Raw genomic sequence first — 15,679 nt, 5'->3', positions numbered from 1 at the left:
CCCGCGTCTTCTGCGACGTCTTCTTCCGCTACTACAACAACGAGCACAGGCATTCGGGTATCGCTCTGCACACCCCGGCCAGCGTCCATGACGGCACCGCCCATGAGATCCAGGCCCGTCGCTCCCAGGTCCTCGACGCCGCCTACGCGGCCCACCCTGAGCGGTTCCGCCGCCGACCGGCCCCGCCCGCGCTGCCGACCAGGGCGTGGATCAACCAGCCACCAACGATCATCGAGACCGAGGAGGCGCTACCCACGAACCAAGCAGCCTGATGTCTCATCGGGATTGACAGGCTCCGACCCGCCGGCCTGTCGACGCCGCCCTCACCCTGCCCCACCACAACGGCGGCACCTCCTGCTCGGCTAACACACAGTCACTAGCGAATGTGGAACAGAGCCGTTGAACGGACACTCCCTCTCCCGACCGACAGCGTCCGGCGCGACCCACGGACTGCTCGTACTGACGGGAGTGGAGCCCCACTGTCAACTACTGAACGTGACCGCAGTTCGGGTCCAGGTTGAGGACGAGGGTTGTCGCTGGACGGTCTGCCCCTCGCGCTCAGCGGACGTGGCGAAGCCAGCATTTCGATGGAGGTGTCCCCAGCCCCCCGCGCAGTGAAATAATTGCGCTGATGGGACGGGACCGGCGTTCGGGACGGGCGGAGCAGTGAGGATCGAACCGGCGGACGATGCCATGTTCGGCGAGCGCGCCGCCTGGCGGTACGACCCGCCCTACGACTTCTACGACGACGACGGCCTACCCGTGAAGAACCCCGAGCTTTTCTTCGCTGTGCGCGACGACGACGGTGCGCTGATGGGTTTCTACTTCTTCGAGTTGCACGGCGACGCGCTGTTCTACGGGTTCGGCCTGCGGCCCGATCTCACCGGCCGAGGGCTCGGCGAGCAGTTCGTGCTGGCCGGGTTGGAGTTCGCCCGCCCCTTCTACGGGCAGCGCCGGGTCGTGCTCTACGTCGCCGCCTTCAACGAACGCGCCATCCGCCTGTACCAGCGCCTCGGTTTCACCGAGACCGGCCGGCATGCCGAGACGTTCGACGGTTACGGGGCCGTGGAGTTCGTCGACATGGAAAAGCCAGGCTGAGCGCCCTCCGCGCCGGGCCGGGTCGATGCGGAGGGCCTGTTCACCGAGAACGGCCCGTGGCTCGTAGACGCCCGACCGACTCCGCGCGGCTGCTGGGCCAGAAACACCCAGACACCCTCACCGCCCGCCACAACCTCGCCCACTCGTACTGGCAGGCGGGGCGGACCACTGACGCAATCAACATCGAGAAGGGGGTGGCCGCCGACTTCGCGCGGCTGTTCGGCCAACAACACCCGAACACGGTCGCGGCGGCCGGCGCGGTGCGGGCGTGGCGGGACTGTGTCGCCAGCGGTCGGGTAGCCCGGGGGGGATCTCACCCCCGGGTTACCACAGATCCCGGCGTGACGATCTCTCGTCACCGGGCTCTTGTCATCCTGTCCGCCAGGACGCTGCGGCCCATGCCACGTCCACGGTGGTGGTGTACGGAGAGTGACTTCGCGTGATCCTGGTTCAGGTTATGCGGGGAGGGCTTCGGGTGTCACGCTGATCTCGGGTGTGTCGGCGGTTTTCTGCGCGGGGTCGGTTCTGGCGAGGATTTTCAGGCCGATGTAGCGGTGGGTTTCGATCCACTCGTCGTGTTGTTCGGCGAGGACGGCGCCGACGAGCCGGATGATGGCGTCACGGCTGGGGAAGATACCGGCGACGTCATCTCTGCCAGGACGCGCCGGGCAGGGTCGACCCGATCGCGTTGACCAGGCCGCGGTGGGCGTCCGAGGTCACCAGGCGGACCCCGGACAGGCCCCGGGCGACCAGGCCGCGGAAGAACGCCGGCCAGCCGGCCCCGTCCTCGCGGACCTTCATCGTCAGCGCGTCCGCCTGCACGAACCGGTACGGGCCGGCGTCCAGCGGCCGGGACCGGAACGCCTCGACCTGAACGTCGAGGTGCTTCGCGAGCTCGGACACCTGGGATTTCGAGATGTTCGCGACCCCGAGCTGCTCGACGAGCCTGTCGACTCTTCTCGTCGATACTCCGAGCAGACAGGAGGTGGCCACGACCGAGATCAGTGCCTGTTCGGCGCGGTGCCGGCGAGTCAGCAGCCATTCCGGGAAGTACGAGCCCTGCCGCAGCTTCGGCACCGCCAGCTTGATCGTCCCAGCCCGCGTGTCCCATTCCCGCGTCCGGTGGCCATTCCGACGGTTAACCCGATCCGGGATATCTCGCCATATTCGGCGTCACGGATCCCGTCCGCCTCGGCGCCCATCAACGCCTCCGCGAACGCCTTCACCATCGATCCCAGCAGCAGGGACCCGGCAAAGTCATGAAGTTAGGCCGTGACCTGCGGTGTCATAACCGCCGTGATGTGTTTGGCGTGTCTGAGGGTGGCGGGCGGGGCCCGGCGGAACGATGGAAGCTCTCACACTCACCGTCGTCTGCCACGAGGGACGCCCGCCCGCTTATGCCATCTCCCTCCCTGACGGCTGCTGCCCGCAGCCAGTACCTTCTTGATCTGCTTGCTCAGCTCCCGGACCCGCGGAAGAGACGCGGGCGGCGGCACTCGCTGGCCGGGCTGCTTGCCGTCGGCGTCGCGGCGGTGACCGCGGGCTCAAGGTCGTTCGCCGCGATCGGCCAGTGGGCCGCCGATGCCGGGGCCGACGTGCTGGCCGGGCTCGGAGCGGTCCGCGGGCCGGCGGAGGAGTCCACGTTCCGGCGCGCGTTCGCCCTGATCAGCGCGGACGTGCTCGACCAGGTCATTGGCGCCTGGCTTCACACCGGGGCGATGCAGGCCGGCGGCCGGCTGGTAATCGCGGTCGACGGCATGGCCGTCCGCGGCGCCCGGAACAGGGAAGAGAAGGCCCCGCACCTGGTCGCGGCCCTAGCGCACGGTATCGGCGCGGGGTCCTCGGCCAGGTCGCCGTGGACGCGAAGTCCAATGAGATTCCTGCCGTCCGGGAACTGCTGAAAGCGTTCACTGACCTGGCCGGGGCGGTCATCACGGTCGACGCCCTGCACACGCAGAGCGACACGGCGCAGGCCATCACCGGCCGGCACGCCGACTACGTGATGACCGTCAAGGCCAACATGCCGACCCTGTACAAGCAGCTGAAGAAGCTGCCCTGGACCGGGATCCCCGCGACCTCGGCCGTGAGCACGGGCCACGGCCGCCGGGCCCGTCGAAAGATCAAGGTCGTGCTGGTGCCGGCCTGGATCGAGTTCGCCGGCGCCGCCCAGGTCGCGCAGGTCCACCGCACGGTCACGAGGAAAGGAAAGAAGACCGTCGAGGTCGTGTACCTCATTACCAGCGACCGCGGCGCCGATCCCGCCACCCTGGCGGCCTGGGTCCGCGGCCACTGGGAGATGGAAAACCGGCTTCGCTGGGTCCGCGACGTGACTTATCAGGAGGATAGATCGCTGGTCAGGACAGGAAACGCGCCCCGTGTGATGGCCTCGCTGCGCAGCCTGGCCATCAGCCTGCTGCGCTTGGACGGCCAGGCCAACATCGCCGCCGCTAACCGCCACCACGCCCGCGACCCGCAGCGGACGCTAAAACTGCTTCAAACTGCATGAGCGGCTTTGCCGTGTCCCTGGCGGCTGGCCTTCCGCTGTAAGAAGCCCGCTCAGGGTGAAGACCGGGACGCCCGGCTCAGCCGCGGTCGTGGAGGGTCACCTGGTAGCCGTCCGGGTCGGCGAACGTGAAAGTGCGGCCGAACGGCCCGTCGACGGGCGCTGACACGATCGTCGCGCCGGCGGCGGCTAGGGCGTCGTGGATGTCCTGCGCGTCGGGGGCGTGCAGCCACAGCGCCATTCCCTGGCCCGGCTGCGCGATCGCGTCCAGGTCGGTGCCCGCGGCGACGTCGCGGACGGCGAACGCGATCGGCTTGGTGTCGAACACGACTGCGTGCGACGGGCCCGCGTCGGAGCGCTTCAGCCCCAGGTACCGCTCGTAGAAAGCGGCGGAACGCTCCAGGTCGCGCACCTGCAGTGAAACGAAGTCGGGTCCCGTGACGGCCATGATCCTTGCCTTCCCATTGGATGTCAGTCTTCTGACGCGCCGCAATCTATGTCAGACTGCTGACATGAGTCAAGGCGAGCCCGGAATCGAGCTGGACACATCGCTGGGGTACATGCTGAAGGCGGCCGCGAGCGCTCTGCACTCTGCCCTGGAGGCCGTGCTGAGGCCGCTCGGCATGACGATCACCCACTACGCCTGCCTGGAGCTGCTCGCCCAGCGGCCGGGCCTGTCGAACTCCGAGCTCGCCCGCGGCGCCTTCGTCACCCGGCAGTCGATGAACGTGCTCCTGCAGGCCCTCGAACGCCAGGGACTCGTCGTCCGCCCGGCACAGGCACCCGTAGGCAGGGCCCTGCCGACCGAGCTGACCGCCCGCGGGCGCCGCCAGCTCAAGGTGGCCAGCGCCGCGGTTCGCCGCGTCGAGCAAGACATGCTGGCCAATCTGGATACCGGCGAGCAAGATCAGATGCGGCGCCTGCTCGCTGCGTGCATCGCCTCACTGACCGAATCGCCCGCATCGGCGACGTAACTGCTCCGGAATTTACGACTTTGCCGTGTCCCTGATCCCAGCAGGTCCGGACTCGCTGCCATCAGCTCTTTGCCGAACGAGTCGGCATCGGTCACAGTCGGGCGCACGGCCATCGCGTATCTCCTCCTCGAGTCGCTTTCGCAGATTTCTCGTGAGGATCACGCGGTGGTCGCTCTACGTCACGGACCGCCACTCCGGCGAGTCGCTAGATCGTTGCTCTTCGTGCACCACGTCCATGGACTCCACTGCGATAGGTAGATAGATTAGAAACGCGGCGATGATCCCGGGGTAAATCGCCCCCGGGTAGTGACGGTCTATCCTGCAAGATTGGCGCCGTCGAACGTCCTCACTCTACGGCCAGCCTATGGCGTCAGAAATGCCTGACGCGATCTCCGGAGCCCAATCCTTCAGACCATTCGCGTCACACGCCGGGCCGATGCCCGGAGGGTCCTGCCGGGCGCGCTTCCTCGCGGCGCGTTTCGGCGAGCGGGACCGCCAGCCCTCCAGCGCGATCCGCGCCAGCCGATGCAGTTCCTCGTCGTCGACGAACCAGCCGCACAGCCCGTCCTGCCGTGCTCGTTCACGGAACGCCTGTTGACGACCGTCGATCGACTCGGTCTCGAGGGTTCTGACGAACACGATCCGGTGGAGGCCGGCCTTCTGCGCGGCGGCGTACTCCAGCTCGAGGTAGGACCGGGACGGCAGGTCGACGACCTGGGAGCCGTACTCACGGCCGATGAGCCCCAGGTATACGTCGCACGTGCCGACCTGCCGGCGGCGCTCCTCGGCCGGAGGGTCTTTGTGCCCGGTCGAGCCCGAAGGAGCGGCCACTCGGCAACCCGAATCGCGCACCGCGGCGTATGCGGCGGCGGCGAACGATCGCGGCCGGGGCGACAGCTCGAGTTCCTCCGCACAGCTCACGAACACGACCGGGGAGACCCTACCCATGATCATCATGGTAGTGCGGAGGCGGCGAAATGGGGAGAGCGTGTCGCGCGGCCGACGTACAGCCGACCGTCGTCCGCGGGGGCGCCGCACCCGGGATCAGCAGGAGCGCGCGGTGGAACCGGCCAGAACCGGCCGATTGTCCCGTCGGCCAGCGGGAGGACGGGAGAGTCCATCCAGGAGCCCTCTCCGTTCCTGATTCCAGCCATTCCGCCACGGTGGCGCAGAGATCCTTCGCCGCGCACGGCGAGGCGTTCCTGGTATTAACCTGTATTGCCGTCGTGCATTCGCTACCGGCCACGATCTCGCTTGTTTCACGGCACGCGTCGGTCATTTCCATCACCTGCGCCTCGGTCAGTTGCAGCCGCGCCACGTCCTGCAGCGGAGCCTGGACGTCACCGCCGACGTCCGGGGCATTCGGCTGTAGTGGGAGACTGGTCGGCTCTGTGGGCAGGGCCGAGGCCAGGCTCTCGGACGAGGACAGGGCCGCCCCGCCCCCACAGGAGGCGGTTACTACGACGGACGCGGCGACCAGAAATACCGGAAGCACCCCGTGACGGCCGTACGTCAGAATCGTGGTGTACATTTCTCGGCGACTCCCCTTTGGCTGGCCAGGACAGGGGCTGTCGAAATCGTCGCCATGGTAGGTGGGGTATTGGCTTGATCGCCAGCCGGCGACCGATTCCTGCCTGTCCGTACGGCTCTAATCTCGGTCGCCGCAGGCACGCGAACGGAACACTCCACCTCGTGGCGAGAAACCGGACATGGTTTCAGATCACCCGATGCCGACCACGGGAAACACCGACCACGGGAAACGGATCGCGATCAGCGCTGCCGACTAGATCGTCCAGCCGCTGATCTCGCTGAGAAGGATTCATACCCAACGGCGTTCATCGGCCGGTGGCCGGTATGCCGTCGTTCCAAGGATCGTCAGCGCTGTGACTCGCCCGGACCGGCCGCGTCCTGTCGGTCGCGGGGTACGGGCGATGTGGGGTACCCGCCGGGCTGCGTCCGTCGCGTCTGTGTCGCGGTCGCGGCGGGCTCGTTGTTCGTGGTGAGGCGGAAGACGGCCCGTTCGAGGGTCGGGAGAATGGCGGTGATGTCGAGCTCGCCGTTCGCGAACTGGCCGACCACGGCGTAGGCCATGTTCGTGAGGATGAGCCCGACGTCGTCGATGTAGTCGGGGTCGCCGCCGACCAGGATGGCGCGCGCGACGGGTTCGATGGCGCCCATGGCCTGCTGGTCGAGCTTTCGCCCGCCCGGCCCGTTGCGGGCCCGGTGGTAGGCCTCGAGGATGCGCGGGCTGCGTTCCCACGGTTCGAAGACGTGCCGGAACACCCGCATCAGGCCGTCGTAGAGGGATTCGCCGGGGGTCGGCGGCGCCACCGGCGCGCAGCTGTTGACCGTCAGCCACTGCTGCAGCGCGGCCACGACGAGCTCGTCCCGACTGGGGAACAGCTTGTAGATCGTCAGCGGCGAGACGTGCGCGCGGCGGACCACCTCGCGGATCTGGACGGCGTCGTGGCCGCCGGACTCGAGCAGCTCAAGCACCACCCGGAGGACCGCGTCGCCCGGCCGGGATCCGGACACCCGGTTTCTCCCCTCGTTCGTCTACGGGCCGGCAGATCCCGGGCTCCCGGGCCCAGGCTCACAGGCCTTGTTCAGGACATCACCTACGATATCCTGGTTATCCAGATATCCGTGATATCCGGACGGGCTACCGATCGGAGACGGCTCGCCGACCCGCCCCGCGGGTCGGCGGGGGAGCCGTCGTGGCGAAGGAGGATCACATGGCGACGTACGTCCTGGTGCCTGGTGGCGGGCACGGCGGCTGGTGCTACCAGCTGGTGGCCCGTCTGCTGCGGGCCGCCGGCCACGAGGTCTACGCGCCCACACTCACCGGAGTGGGGGAGCGCGCGCACCTGGCCAGCTCGAAGGTCGACCTCGACTTACACATCCAGGACATCGTCGCGGTGCTGCACTACGAGGACCTGCGTGACGTGATCCTGGTCGGGCACAGCTACGGCGGCATGGTCATCACCGGTGTCGCGGACCGGGCCGCCGACCGGGTGGGCCGCATCGTCTACCTCGACGCGGCGAACCCGATGAACGGCCAGTCGCTCGTCGATGTCGCCGGGCCGATCATCACGGTGACCCGGCCGCACGGCCAGGTTGTCGACGGTGTCGAGCTGGTCCTCCTGCCGGCCCCGGGTGCGGGGGCCTTCTACGGCGTGACCGACCCGGCCGACCTAGCCTGGATGGACGGTCGCCTGACCGGCCACCCGTGGCGGTGCTTCGAGCAGTCGCTGACGCTCACCAACGAGGCGGCGCTCTGGGCGATCCCGCAGTACCACATCGTCTGTACCTCCACCCTCGCCACCCGCGACGCGGAGCTCATGGAGAAGGCGCGCGCAGCCGGCCGTCTCTGGGCCGTCGACACCGGCCACGATCTCATGATCACAGAGCCGCGGGCGGTCGCCGACGCGCTCCTCGAGGTCGTCACCGTCTGACGAGACCGGTGCCTGCCCGAGCGGACGCCTGCCTGTCGGCGCCGCGGGCGGGCCGGGCCGGGCCGCGAGGTCGATCCGGCTGCCCGCTGCCCGCTGCCCGCTGCCCGCTGGCTTCGGGCGGACCAGGGCCCAGGCCTGGGTCGACCGCGGGCCGGGCCGTGCACCTGGTCGACATGAGCGCCGTCGGCACCGCCGACATGAACGACTCGCTGCATCCCAACGACACCGGCTACCAGAAGATGGGCGACGCCTTCTACCGGACGATCAGCGACGTGCTGAGGTACGACGCGTTCCGGGTCGCCCAGGCCGGTTTCGCGGACGCCGGTGGTTCCGCGACGGGTGGCGCGGGCGGCACGACCAACCCGACCGCCGGCTCGGTGGAGGGCTGGAACTACGAGGGGAAGATCGTCTCCGGGGTGGGGCGACCCGCGACGAGGTGCGGTTCGCCGACCTCGACGGTGACCACCGGGACGACTACCTCATCGCCAACAGCAACGGGCGGATCTGGGCCTGGCTGAACCGGCGCGGATCCGGCGGCTCGGCCCGGGCCGCCCAGGGCGAGATCGCCAGCGGCGTCGGCGCGGTCCGTAACCAGCTCAACCTGGTCGACTACGACGGCGACGGCCGCGACGACTATCTCGTCGTCGTCGACGCCGCCGGCGCGGTGACCGCCTGGACGGACAACGGCCTGATCCGCAAGGGATAGCGCACCGCGTTGCCGGCCCGCCGCCTGAACCACGGCGGCGGGCGCGCACCGTCAGTCGGGGATGGGGGAGTTCCCGAGAACCTTGAAGGCCGTGGGCTGGCCGTCGCCGTCGAGGGTTGTTGTCAGTCCGCCGCGGATGCACACCGCCGGGGTCTCCGGGGAGGCCTTGCCGTTGCAGCGGAACGTGAGGCCGCCGCCGCCGGGCAGCTCCTTCTCGGGCATGGCCTTGATGGCGGCGGTGGCGGATGCCGGGGTGATGTCACCCTTGACGCCCTCGAGCGCTGTCACGAGGCCGGCGAAGGTGACGAACATGCCCCGGCCGACCGACGAGCTGGGGTCGATCCCCTTCCCGTACGCCTCGAGCACTGCGTTGTAGAGGACGGTGGACGGGTCGTCGCCGCCGCTCGGCATGGACGCGGCGATGGTCATCCCCTTCAGGACGTCGCTCGGTACGGCCTTGCGGGTGGCGTCGGTGACGCACTGGGAGACGGCGCTGATGCTGCCGTCGTAGCCGACCGCCCGCAGGCCGTTGAAGGCGCTGATGCAGAACGAGTCGTTGCCGACGACGAACACGACTCCGGGCGTGCCACTCGTGACGCGCTGCAGCTGTGCGGTCATGTCGGCTGTTCCCGGGGGGACGCGGATCAGGCTGTACTCGAGGCCGGCGGCCTTCATGAGCTTCGGCGCGGTCTCCTGGACGCTGGGCAGCACCGCGGGCACGTCGATGACGACGGACGTGACCTTCTTGAGGTGTTCCCGCTTCGCGATGGCGATGGGCAGCTGCTGGATGGCGAAGTTCGGGTCGCTGACCGTGAAGGTCGTCGGGTCGCTCAGGAGCGCCGGGCTGGTCAGGCCGTAGAACATCGCCGGTACGTCCGCGTCGGTCAGGGGCTTGGCCACCGCGTCGCCGACTCCCGACTCGCCGATCGCGACCGCGACGACGTCCTGCTCGATCATCTGGTTGCCGCAGTCCGTGCCTTTGCCCGGATCGCCCTGCGTCTCGCAGGTGACCAGCTGGATGGGCCGGCCGGCGATCCCGCCGCGATGCTCGTTGAGCCACTTGACGGCGGCGTCGGCGACGTCGAACTGGATCGAGTTGTCCAGTGCGACGGACTGGCCGTCGGAGATGATGCCGATCTTGACCGGCGTGCCCGCCGCCTTGTTGACGGGGCCGAGCGCGTCTGTGTTCGCGGGCGGGTTCGGCGTGGTGCTGTCGGAGTCCGAGCCGCAGGCGGCGGTGAAGGTGAGCAGGGCGACCGGCAAGACTAACAGTGTGCTGGCGGAGCGTCGCGAGCGCCGCCTCGGGGTGGCCCGACCACGTGGGTTGGCAGTGTGCTGCATTTGTTCTCCGTTCCGTAGTTATTTTTCGTGATCGGTGGTTTATTGAAGGGCTTCTTTCGGCGGCTGGTCCGCTCGGCGGGCCGGCGCAGAACGCAATTCCAGTGGTACTACCAGGGCTTTCAGGTAATTCGACCGCTCGCGACCGGCGAGCGGGCGTAACGAAGAGCTGCGGGGTCATCGGACGGATCGCGTGGGCAGACGTTCGGGTCTGGGGCGGACCGAAGACCTGTGCTGACCGAAGACCTGTGCTGGCTAAAGATCTGTTTCGGCTAAAGATCTGTGTCGGCTAAAGATCTGTGTCGACGTCGACATCGACATTCTGACCCTAGTGGCGGCCGGTGGACGTTGGCAACAGATCGGCAGCAGATCGGCAGCGGAACGTGGTTGGCGCGGCGCGGGTGCCGGCGGTGGCGGTGGCCTGGACGCCGCTCACTCCACCGGCACCCCGCGCTGCCCAGTGATGCCAGGGGCACCGGCGCGTTCGCCGGTCCGGCCTTCGGCGCGGTCTCCGTGGGTGTCGAGGCGCCCCCTGACCTACGGCTGCGCGTCGCCTAATTTCTCCCGCCAGGGAGTAACTGTGGCCGCCGTACCGCGAGATCCACGTAGTCGAAGGGCCGAGACGTGAGCACGCCTCTCGATGTCGAGGATCCCGTGGTCGACTACCCGGTCAGGGGTTTTCGCCGGAGCCCCGTCCGAGCGTCGCGGGGCGTGTCGATCGACGTCCGTCCTGGCGAGTGCTCAGGCCTGATGGGCGGGCCCGGATCCGGCAAGACCGCGCTCGGCCGGGCGGGTGCTGGGGCTCGCGCCGGTTGCTTCGGGCTCCATCCGCCTCAAGGGCCAGGACATCGTCCGTCTGTCCCGAGGCGGGCGGCGGCGGCGCCTCGCCGACAAGATCCAGACCGTTCCGCGTGACCCCACAGTTCGCTCGATCCGTCACTGACGATCGAGACGCCTCTCGCCGAACCACTGCGCGCTCAGCGGGTCCCGGCCGCCGCGGCTGCCCGCCGGGTCCGGCGGCTGCTGGATCGGGTCGATCTCCCGGCCAGCGCGGGCCGACGACCGCCCCGGGAGTTCTCCGGCGCTCAGCGCCAGCGCCTCGCCGTCGCCCGGGCGATGGCGCTCTCTCCCGAGCTGGTCATCTGTGATGACCCGGTCTCGGCCCTCGATCCTCCCGGCCGGTCGGCGGTCATCGACCTGTTCGTGAAGTTCCAGCGCAGCACTGATGTCGCCTATGTGTTCATCACCCGCGGCCGTGCGGTGGCGCAGCGCGGGTCGCACCGGATGGCGGTGCTGGAGCACGGGGAGGTCGTGGCGCGGATCGACGGTGCCAGGGCCACCGTCTCGCGGCCCGGGTGCCCGCGGTGGCCGTTTCCAGCCATGCCCGGCATGGATCCGACCACGCCGGCACCGTGCCCGGCCGGTCGGCCGCGGCTGTCACGGGACGGGGCGATCCCGCGGGCCTGGAGCCGGGCCGCCAGCCAGCGGTCGTGGCCCCGGCCCGGCGACCGTCCGACCTGTCACCGCCCCCGCTCGCGGGGCTGACCGCCGGCGAGTAGACGTTCCAGCCCAACCACCATGAACTCGAGCTCAAGCTCGAAAAGCGACTCCCGGCTGTCAGCCGGGGCCTGCTGCCTGGCGGATATCCGTCTGAGGTGGGGCAGCTGGTCATGGGGCAGCTCGGCGAGGATCCGCTGCACCTCGGTGACCGTCGGGTGCCGGGCGAAACGAGCGGCGAAAAGAATGTCCTTCGCGTTGGTGAACACCACTCGGGTGACAAGGGAGAGGGCGTGGCCGGCGCCGGTCTCGTCGAAGCCGGCGCCGAGCAGCCTGGCGAGCAGTGCGTCCGCCGGGACCAGCACACCTGCTCCGGGAAGTCGGTCGATCAGGAGCGACAGTGAGGCCTCGCGCAGCAACACCCGGCGCACCCCGCGTGCGTAGCCGCGGACGGCCTCCTGCCAGCTGCCCTCGGGGATGCGCAGGTGCTCCAGCTCGGCGGCGAGAGCGCTCCTGCTCGGGCGGCTGGCCGACGCCGTGGGGCACGGGGGGCGGGCTGTTCGCTGCCACGTTCTACGGGTTCCGGGATCCGGCGGCGTCGGCGGTGATCAGAACGCATCAGCTCCTGTGTCGGGAGATCCGGAACCTCATGTTCGACGTCGACTTCAACATTCTGGGCCGGTGGCCGACCCACCGTCAAGCACCGGAGCGGGCCGCTGGAAGTGGGCCGCTGGAAGTGGGCCGGCGGCGGTGCGCTCCGGCGCTGATGGCCACCCGTTCCGACCGGTCAATCAGAGCTGCGGGCGAATTCCCAGCGCGTTCGTCCAGAGGATGGTGAGCTGGCTCACCGCGGTCTCGAGCTCGAAGGGGGAGCCGTTCTCGGTGTTGAACAGAAGGTCCGCGAAGTAGGCGACCATCCCGCCGAGGGCCTGCGCGGCGTACGCGGGGTCGACGTTCCGGTCGGCGAGATCGGTTTCCTGGAGTATCCGGATCCGCCGCTCGATGGCGTGGGCGAAGACCTCGTGGCGTTGCAGGCGAATCGTGAGGACCTCGTTGTCGAAAGTCGCGACCTGCTGGATCACCTGCATTATCTTGGCATTGGCGGCGTACGTCTCCAGATAATGACGGTTGGCCGCGCGGATGCGTTCGACCGGATCCTTCTCGGAACCGGTCGGGTCGGGAGTGAGGAGATCGAGCTCGACCGAGTCGACCACCTCCCGGAAGATTTCCTCCTTGGAGACGAAGTACGTGTAGAACGAACCGTGGGAGAATCCCGCCAGATCGCAGATGTCGGCCACCCGGGCATGGAGGAAACCGTCGCGTTCGAACACGGCGCGGGCGGCGTCGACGAGCTGACCGCGGCTCTCGCGGCCCCTGCGGGTGCGCCCGGTGCCGCGACGCTTACCTGTTTCGACGGCGTCGCGCCGCGCGCGGGGGGCGTTGGGTCGGGCGGTCCCGTTCTGGGTGCGTTCCGGCACGGTGGGTCCTCTCGGCGGGTGTCAACCGGCTCGGGTGCCTCGTGCCGGAACCTGGCGACCATTGACGAGCCCGGGGGCGCCACTGCTCGCCGCCGCCTTCCATGATGCCGGTGTCATGGTGCCGCAACATCTAGCTCGACGTCGACATCGTGAATGTGGCGCCTGCCACGTTGAGATCGTGCTGTGCGGCGCGCCCACCAGGGGTGATACCGCATCGGTGGGGTCGCGGCGACCGGGTCGAACACCTGTTGGCGGTTCCGGGTGACGACCGCCACGGATGAAACTCGAAATTGACATCGACATTGCGAACGGGCTATGGTCCGCGCGTGCGAATGTCGACGACGGCCGCGGAGACGCTGCGCCGGCGCCGGCGACGACAGGACGGCGCTGCTGCTCGGGGACCAGCGGTGGGGCTATGGCCAGCCGGTCGAGGATGCCTCCCGGCGGGCCGCGCTGTTCGAGCAGCCGGCGCTGCCGCCCGACCGGCCGGTGCGGCCCGAGGACCTGTTCCTGCTGATCTTCTCCGCCGGTTCGCCGGTGCCGTTCGGCCGCGCCATGTCGACCTTCACGGCGATCGATCACGGGGTCGGGTACGCCGCGGGCCCGTCGCGACTCGTGCCGGTCGAGGGCGGTTCCTTCGACGCGTTCCTCACGGCCCGGGTGCGGGACGAGCCACCTCGTCCTCGAGTCGTCGCCGAGGCTGGCCAACGGCCCGGTGGGCACCCTGCACGGCGGTGTCCAGTCGCTGGTCGCCGAGCTCGCGGCGGAGCACGTGCTGGGCGGGCGCGAACGTGGCCTCGCGGTGACGGACCTCGACGTCCGCTACCTCGACCGCCTTCGGGCCGGCCCGTTGACGGCGTCCGCGCGGCGGCTACCGTCCGCGACCGGAGCCGCGGTCGTGGTCGTCCGACTCGGCGACGCCGGTCGCGACGGTCGTCTGATCGGCCCCGCGACGGTCACCTTCGGACAGCTGTGAGCCCCGCCCGTTCCCGGTATCGTCCGCCCTCGAACTGAGGGCGGCCGAGGCACGCATCCCCGAAATCCGCTGGACCGGACGCCGGATGTCCGGGGACATCCCACCACGAGCACGGAAGGTGGAACGGCATGCGAATCGGAATGCCGCTGAACTACAGCGGCGGGTTCACCGAGGCGGTGGCGGAGCTGGGCGACTACGAGAAAGCCGGGCTCGACATCATCTCCGTCCCCGAGGCGTACTCGTTCGACGCGGTCAGCCAGCTCGGTTTTCTCGCCGCGCGCACGGAGCGGATCGAGATCGCCTCGGGCATCCTGCCCATCTACACCCGCACACCCACACTGACGGCGATGACGGCGGCCGGGCTCGACTTCGTGTCCGACGGGCGGTTCACCCTCGGTCTCGGTGCTTCCGGGCCGCAGGTGATCGAGGGCTTCCACGGCGTGCCGTACGACGCTCCGCTCGCCCGTACCCGCGAGATCATCGAGATCTGCCGGGCGGTGTGGCGGCGCGAGAAGGTCGAGTACGCGGGCCGGCACTACACCCTGCCGCTGCCGCCCGGACAGGGCACCGGCCTCGGTAAGCCACTGAAGATCATAAATCGTCCGGTCCGGGAACGGATCCCGATCGTCCTCGCTGCGACAGGCCCGAGGAACGTCGCGCTGGCCGCCGAGATCGCCGAGGGCTGGGAACCGTTCTTCTACCATCCGGAGAAAGCCGGCGAAGTGTGGGGGCGGGCGCTGGCCGAAGGCGGCGCGAAACGCGCACCGGAGCTCGGAGAACTCGACGTCGTCGTCGGCACGCCGCTCGCGATCGGCGAGGACACCGACGGCCTGCTCGACCTGATGCGTCCCATGTTCGCGCTTTACCTCGGTGGGATGGGGGCCAAGGGCAGGAACTTCTACAACGATCTCGCCCGGCGATACGGCTACGTCGCCGAGGCGGAGCTCGTCCAGGAGCTCTACCTCGCCGGGAAGAAGGAGGAGGCCGAGGCCGCGATCCCCGTCGATCTGCTGCGGGCGACGGCGCTCATCGGTCCGCCGGGCCATGTCCGGGAGCGCCTGGCCGCCTACGCGCAGGCCGGTGTGACGACACTGAAGGTCACCCCGCTTGCCGGTGACCACCGTGCACGGGTGGCCGCGATCGAGCGGCTGCGCGAGTGGACCTCCTGACACTCCGGCCGGCGGGCCCGGAGAACCCGTGGATCAGCTCGGGCCGCCCGGCTTGTTGACGAACCAGACAAGCTCCTCGGTGAGCTTCTCGCTCTTCCAGCCGTCCGGCGTACGCACGAAGTCATGGAAGTAGTAACCGCCGCAGTAGCTCGGCTCGGCCATCCCCGGCATCTGCATCGGATTGTAGAACTGTGCGATCACCTTGGCGCAGTCGCCGTCGAGATCGATCTCGACGTTGGTCACGTAGTGAATCTTCCACGGGGCCCTGCCCAGGCCCTGCTCGAGCCAGCCCGCCATCTCGTCACGTTTCCCGACGGGCAGGCTGCTGGACGTCGACGTGTAGTCGATGACCGCCTCGGCCGTGAACACCGACTTCCACAGCTCGAAGTCGTTCGTGTCCACTCCGCGCGCGTAACGCGCCAACTGCTCCTGGATCTCCAGCTTGTCGGCAAGCTCCTGCAGGTCCACCGATACTCCCCTCAGCT

General features: G+C 69.0%; 18 protein-coding genes and 4 pseudogenes. 13 read left to right on the top strand and 9 right to left on the bottom strand.

Annotation, left to right across the window (positions count from 1 at the left end; genetic code table 11):
• The 3 genes and pseudogenes from B056_RS43690 to B056_RS40975 all read left to right on the top strand — a co-directional run.
• Positions 1-272, top strand: a pseudogene (locus B056_RS43690) (IS3-like element ISCARN54 family transposase); the annotation flags it as partial.
• A gap of 394 nt (positions 273-666) precedes the next feature.
• Positions 667-1,098: a GNAT family N-acetyltransferase gene (locus tag B056_RS37740; protein WP_018504341.1), complete on the top strand. Its 432-nt coding sequence runs from the start codon at positions 667-669 to the stop codon at positions 1,096-1,098.
• Between the two features lie 56 nt (positions 1,099-1,154).
• Entirely contained in the window at positions 1,155-1,541 is a 387-nt protein-coding gene (locus B056_RS40975; RefSeq protein WP_076784760.1) for a tetratricopeptide repeat protein, read from the top strand.
• A gap of 12 nt (positions 1,542-1,553) precedes the next feature.
• Here the strand turns inward: B056_RS40975 and B056_RS40970 are convergent.
• Positions 1,554-2,342, bottom strand: a pseudogene (locus B056_RS40970) (transposase).
• A 153-nt stretch (positions 2,343-2,495) separates the two neighbouring features.
• Here B056_RS40970 and B056_RS44675 point away from each other — a divergent pair.
• Both B056_RS44675 and B056_RS44670 read left to right on the top strand, forming a co-directional pair.
• The gene (locus tag B056_RS44675; protein WP_230203153.1) at positions 2,496-2,999 is read left to right on the top strand and encodes a transposase family protein; all 504 of its coding nucleotides are present in this window, start codon (positions 2,496-2,498) and stop codon (positions 2,997-2,999) included.
• Positions 2,954-3,604, top strand: a complete 651-nt coding sequence (locus B056_RS44670; protein ID WP_230203152.1) for an ISAs1 family transposase — start codon at positions 2,954-2,956, stop codon at positions 3,602-3,604. The genes B056_RS44675 and B056_RS44670 overlap by 46 nt, the downstream gene beginning before the upstream one ends.
• Positions 3,605-3,680: 76 nt before the next feature.
• Here the strand turns inward: B056_RS44670 and B056_RS0123660 are convergent, their stop codons facing one another.
• Positions 3,681-4,049, bottom strand: coding sequence for a VOC family protein (locus tag B056_RS0123660; protein ID WP_018504339.1), 369 nt, complete (start codon positions 4,047-4,049; stop codon positions 3,681-3,683).
• A 64-nt stretch (positions 4,050-4,113) separates the two neighbouring features.
• Here B056_RS0123660 and B056_RS0123655 point away from each other — a divergent pair, with 64 nt between their 5' ends.
• Positions 4,114-4,575, top strand: coding sequence for a MarR family winged helix-turn-helix transcriptional regulator (locus B056_RS0123655; RefSeq protein WP_026240063.1), 462 nt, complete (start codon positions 4,114-4,116; stop codon positions 4,573-4,575).
• Here B056_RS0123655 and B056_RS46385 read toward each other — a convergent pair.
• The 3 genes and pseudogenes from B056_RS46385 to B056_RS0123645 form a co-directional block, all read right to left on the bottom strand.
• Positions 4,563-4,688 (bottom strand): annotated as a pseudogene (locus B056_RS46385) (IS256 family transposase); the annotation flags it as partial. The gene B056_RS0123655 and the pseudogene B056_RS46385 overlap by 13 nt on opposite strands.
• 238 nt (positions 4,689-4,926) lie before the next feature.
• Positions 4,927-5,496, bottom strand: coding sequence for a DUF4062 domain-containing protein (locus tag B056_RS0123650; RefSeq protein WP_230203151.1), 570 nt, complete (start codon positions 5,494-5,496; stop codon positions 4,927-4,929).
• Between the two features lie 954 nt (positions 5,497-6,450).
• Positions 6,451-7,110 carry a TetR family transcriptional regulator gene (locus tag B056_RS0123645; protein WP_018504336.1) on the bottom strand — a complete coding sequence of 220 codons (660 nt, stop codon included), beginning with the start codon at positions 7,108-7,110 and terminating at the stop codon, positions 6,451-6,453.
• 200 nt (positions 7,111-7,310) lie between these two features.
• Between B056_RS0123645 and B056_RS0123640 the strand changes: the two genes are divergently transcribed.
• The 3 genes from B056_RS0123640 (at position 7,311) to B056_RS0123630 (ending at position 8,736) form a co-directional block, all read left to right on the top strand.
• The gene (locus B056_RS0123640; RefSeq protein WP_018504335.1) at positions 7,311-8,030 is read left to right on the top strand and encodes an alpha/beta hydrolase; all 720 of its coding nucleotides are present in this window, start codon (positions 7,311-7,313) and stop codon (positions 8,028-8,030) included.
• Positions 8,031-8,203: 173 nt separating this feature from the next.
• Positions 8,204-8,548 carry a hypothetical protein gene (locus B056_RS37725; protein WP_230203150.1) on the top strand — a complete coding sequence of 115 codons (345 nt, stop codon included), beginning with the start codon at positions 8,204-8,206 and terminating at the stop codon, positions 8,546-8,548.
• On the top strand, positions 8,467-8,736 hold the full coding sequence (locus B056_RS0123630; RefSeq protein ID WP_018504333.1) for an FG-GAP-like repeat-containing protein: 270 nt from the start codon (positions 8,467-8,469) through the stop codon (positions 8,734-8,736). Before B056_RS37725 ends, B056_RS0123630 begins: the two co-directional genes overlap by 82 nt.
• Before the next feature lie 51 nt (positions 8,737-8,787).
• Here the strand turns inward: B056_RS0123630 and B056_RS0123625 are convergent, their stop codons facing one another.
• Entirely contained in the window at positions 8,788-9,999 is a 1,212-nt protein-coding gene (locus B056_RS0123625) for an ABC transporter substrate-binding protein (RefSeq protein ID WP_018504332.1), read from the bottom strand.
• A gap of 1,014 nt (positions 10,000-11,013) precedes the next feature.
• Here B056_RS0123625 and B056_RS46155 point away from each other — a divergent pair.
• Both B056_RS46155 and B056_RS45480 read left to right on the top strand, forming a co-directional pair.
• Positions 11,014-11,172: pseudogene (locus B056_RS46155) on the top strand (ABC transporter ATP-binding protein); the annotation flags it as partial.
• A gap of 18 nt (positions 11,173-11,190) precedes the next feature.
• Positions 11,191-11,619, top strand: a complete 429-nt coding sequence (locus B056_RS45480) for a hypothetical protein (protein WP_018504331.1) — start codon at positions 11,191-11,193, stop codon at positions 11,617-11,619.
• On the opposite strand, the gene B056_RS0123615 is transcribed toward B056_RS45480, so the two are convergent.
• On the bottom strand, positions 11,595-11,993 hold the full coding sequence (locus tag B056_RS0123615; RefSeq protein ID WP_230203149.1) for a TetR/AcrR family transcriptional regulator C-terminal domain-containing protein: 399 nt from the start codon (positions 11,991-11,993) through the stop codon (positions 11,595-11,597). The genes B056_RS45480 and B056_RS0123615 overlap by 25 nt on opposite strands.
• Positions 11,994-12,362: 369 nt before the next feature.
• On the bottom strand, positions 12,363-13,049 hold the full coding sequence (locus tag B056_RS0123610) for a TetR/AcrR family transcriptional regulator (RefSeq protein ID WP_018504329.1): 687 nt from the start codon (positions 13,047-13,049) through the stop codon (positions 12,363-12,365).
• 715 nt (positions 13,050-13,764) lie between these two features.
• Between B056_RS0123610 and B056_RS0123600 the strand changes: the two genes are divergently transcribed.
• The gene (locus tag B056_RS0123600; RefSeq protein ID WP_018504327.1) at positions 13,765-14,025 is read left to right on the top strand and encodes a hotdog family protein; all 261 of its coding nucleotides are present in this window, start codon (positions 13,765-13,767) and stop codon (positions 14,023-14,025) included.
• A 128-nt stretch (positions 14,026-14,153) separates the two neighbouring features.
• Complete coding sequence (locus B056_RS0123595; RefSeq protein WP_026240060.1) at positions 14,154-15,194, top strand: LLM class F420-dependent oxidoreductase; 1,041 nt, start codon at positions 14,154-14,156, stop codon at positions 15,192-15,194.
• Positions 15,195-15,227: 33 nt separating this feature from the next.
• On the opposite strand, the gene B056_RS0123590 is transcribed toward B056_RS0123595, so the two are convergent.
• Positions 15,228-15,662, bottom strand: a complete 435-nt coding sequence (locus tag B056_RS0123590; RefSeq protein ID WP_018504325.1) for a nuclear transport factor 2 family protein — start codon at positions 15,660-15,662, stop codon at positions 15,228-15,230.
• Between the last annotated feature and the right edge of the window lie 17 nt (positions 15,663-15,679).

The organism is Parafrankia discariae (assembly GCF_000373365.1).
GTDB classification, from domain to species: Bacteria; Actinomycetota; Actinomycetes; order Frankiales; family Frankiaceae; genus Parafrankia; species Parafrankia discariae.
Note: the sequence above shows the minus strand (reverse complement) of the source record. Positions and strands in the feature narration are given on the sequence as shown.

Coding starts and splice junctions, on each gene's coding strand:
- B056_RS0123655 (WP_026240063.1), top strand. CDS start 4,114: ATGAGTCAAGGCGAGCCCGGAATCGAGCTGGACACATCGCTGGGGTAC.
- B056_RS37725 (WP_230203150.1), top strand. CDS start 8,204: ATGAGCGCCGTCGGCACCGCCGACATGAACGACTCGCTGCATCCCAAC.
- B056_RS0123595 (WP_026240060.1), top strand. CDS start 14,154: ATGCGAATCGGAATGCCGCTGAACTACAGCGGCGGGTTCACCGAGGCG.
- B056_RS0123660 (WP_018504339.1), bottom strand. CDS start 4,049: ATGGCCGTCACGGGACCCGACTTCGTTTCACTGCAGGTGCGCGACCTG.
- B056_RS44675 (WP_230203153.1), top strand. CDS start 2,496: ATGCCATCTCCCTCCCTGACGGCTGCTGCCCGCAGCCAGTACCTTCTT.
- B056_RS45480 (WP_018504331.1), top strand. CDS start 11,191: ATGGCGCTCTCTCCCGAGCTGGTCATCTGTGATGACCCGGTCTCGGCC.
- B056_RS0123640 (WP_018504335.1), top strand. CDS start 7,311: ATGGCGACGTACGTCCTGGTGCCTGGTGGCGGGCACGGCGGCTGGTGC.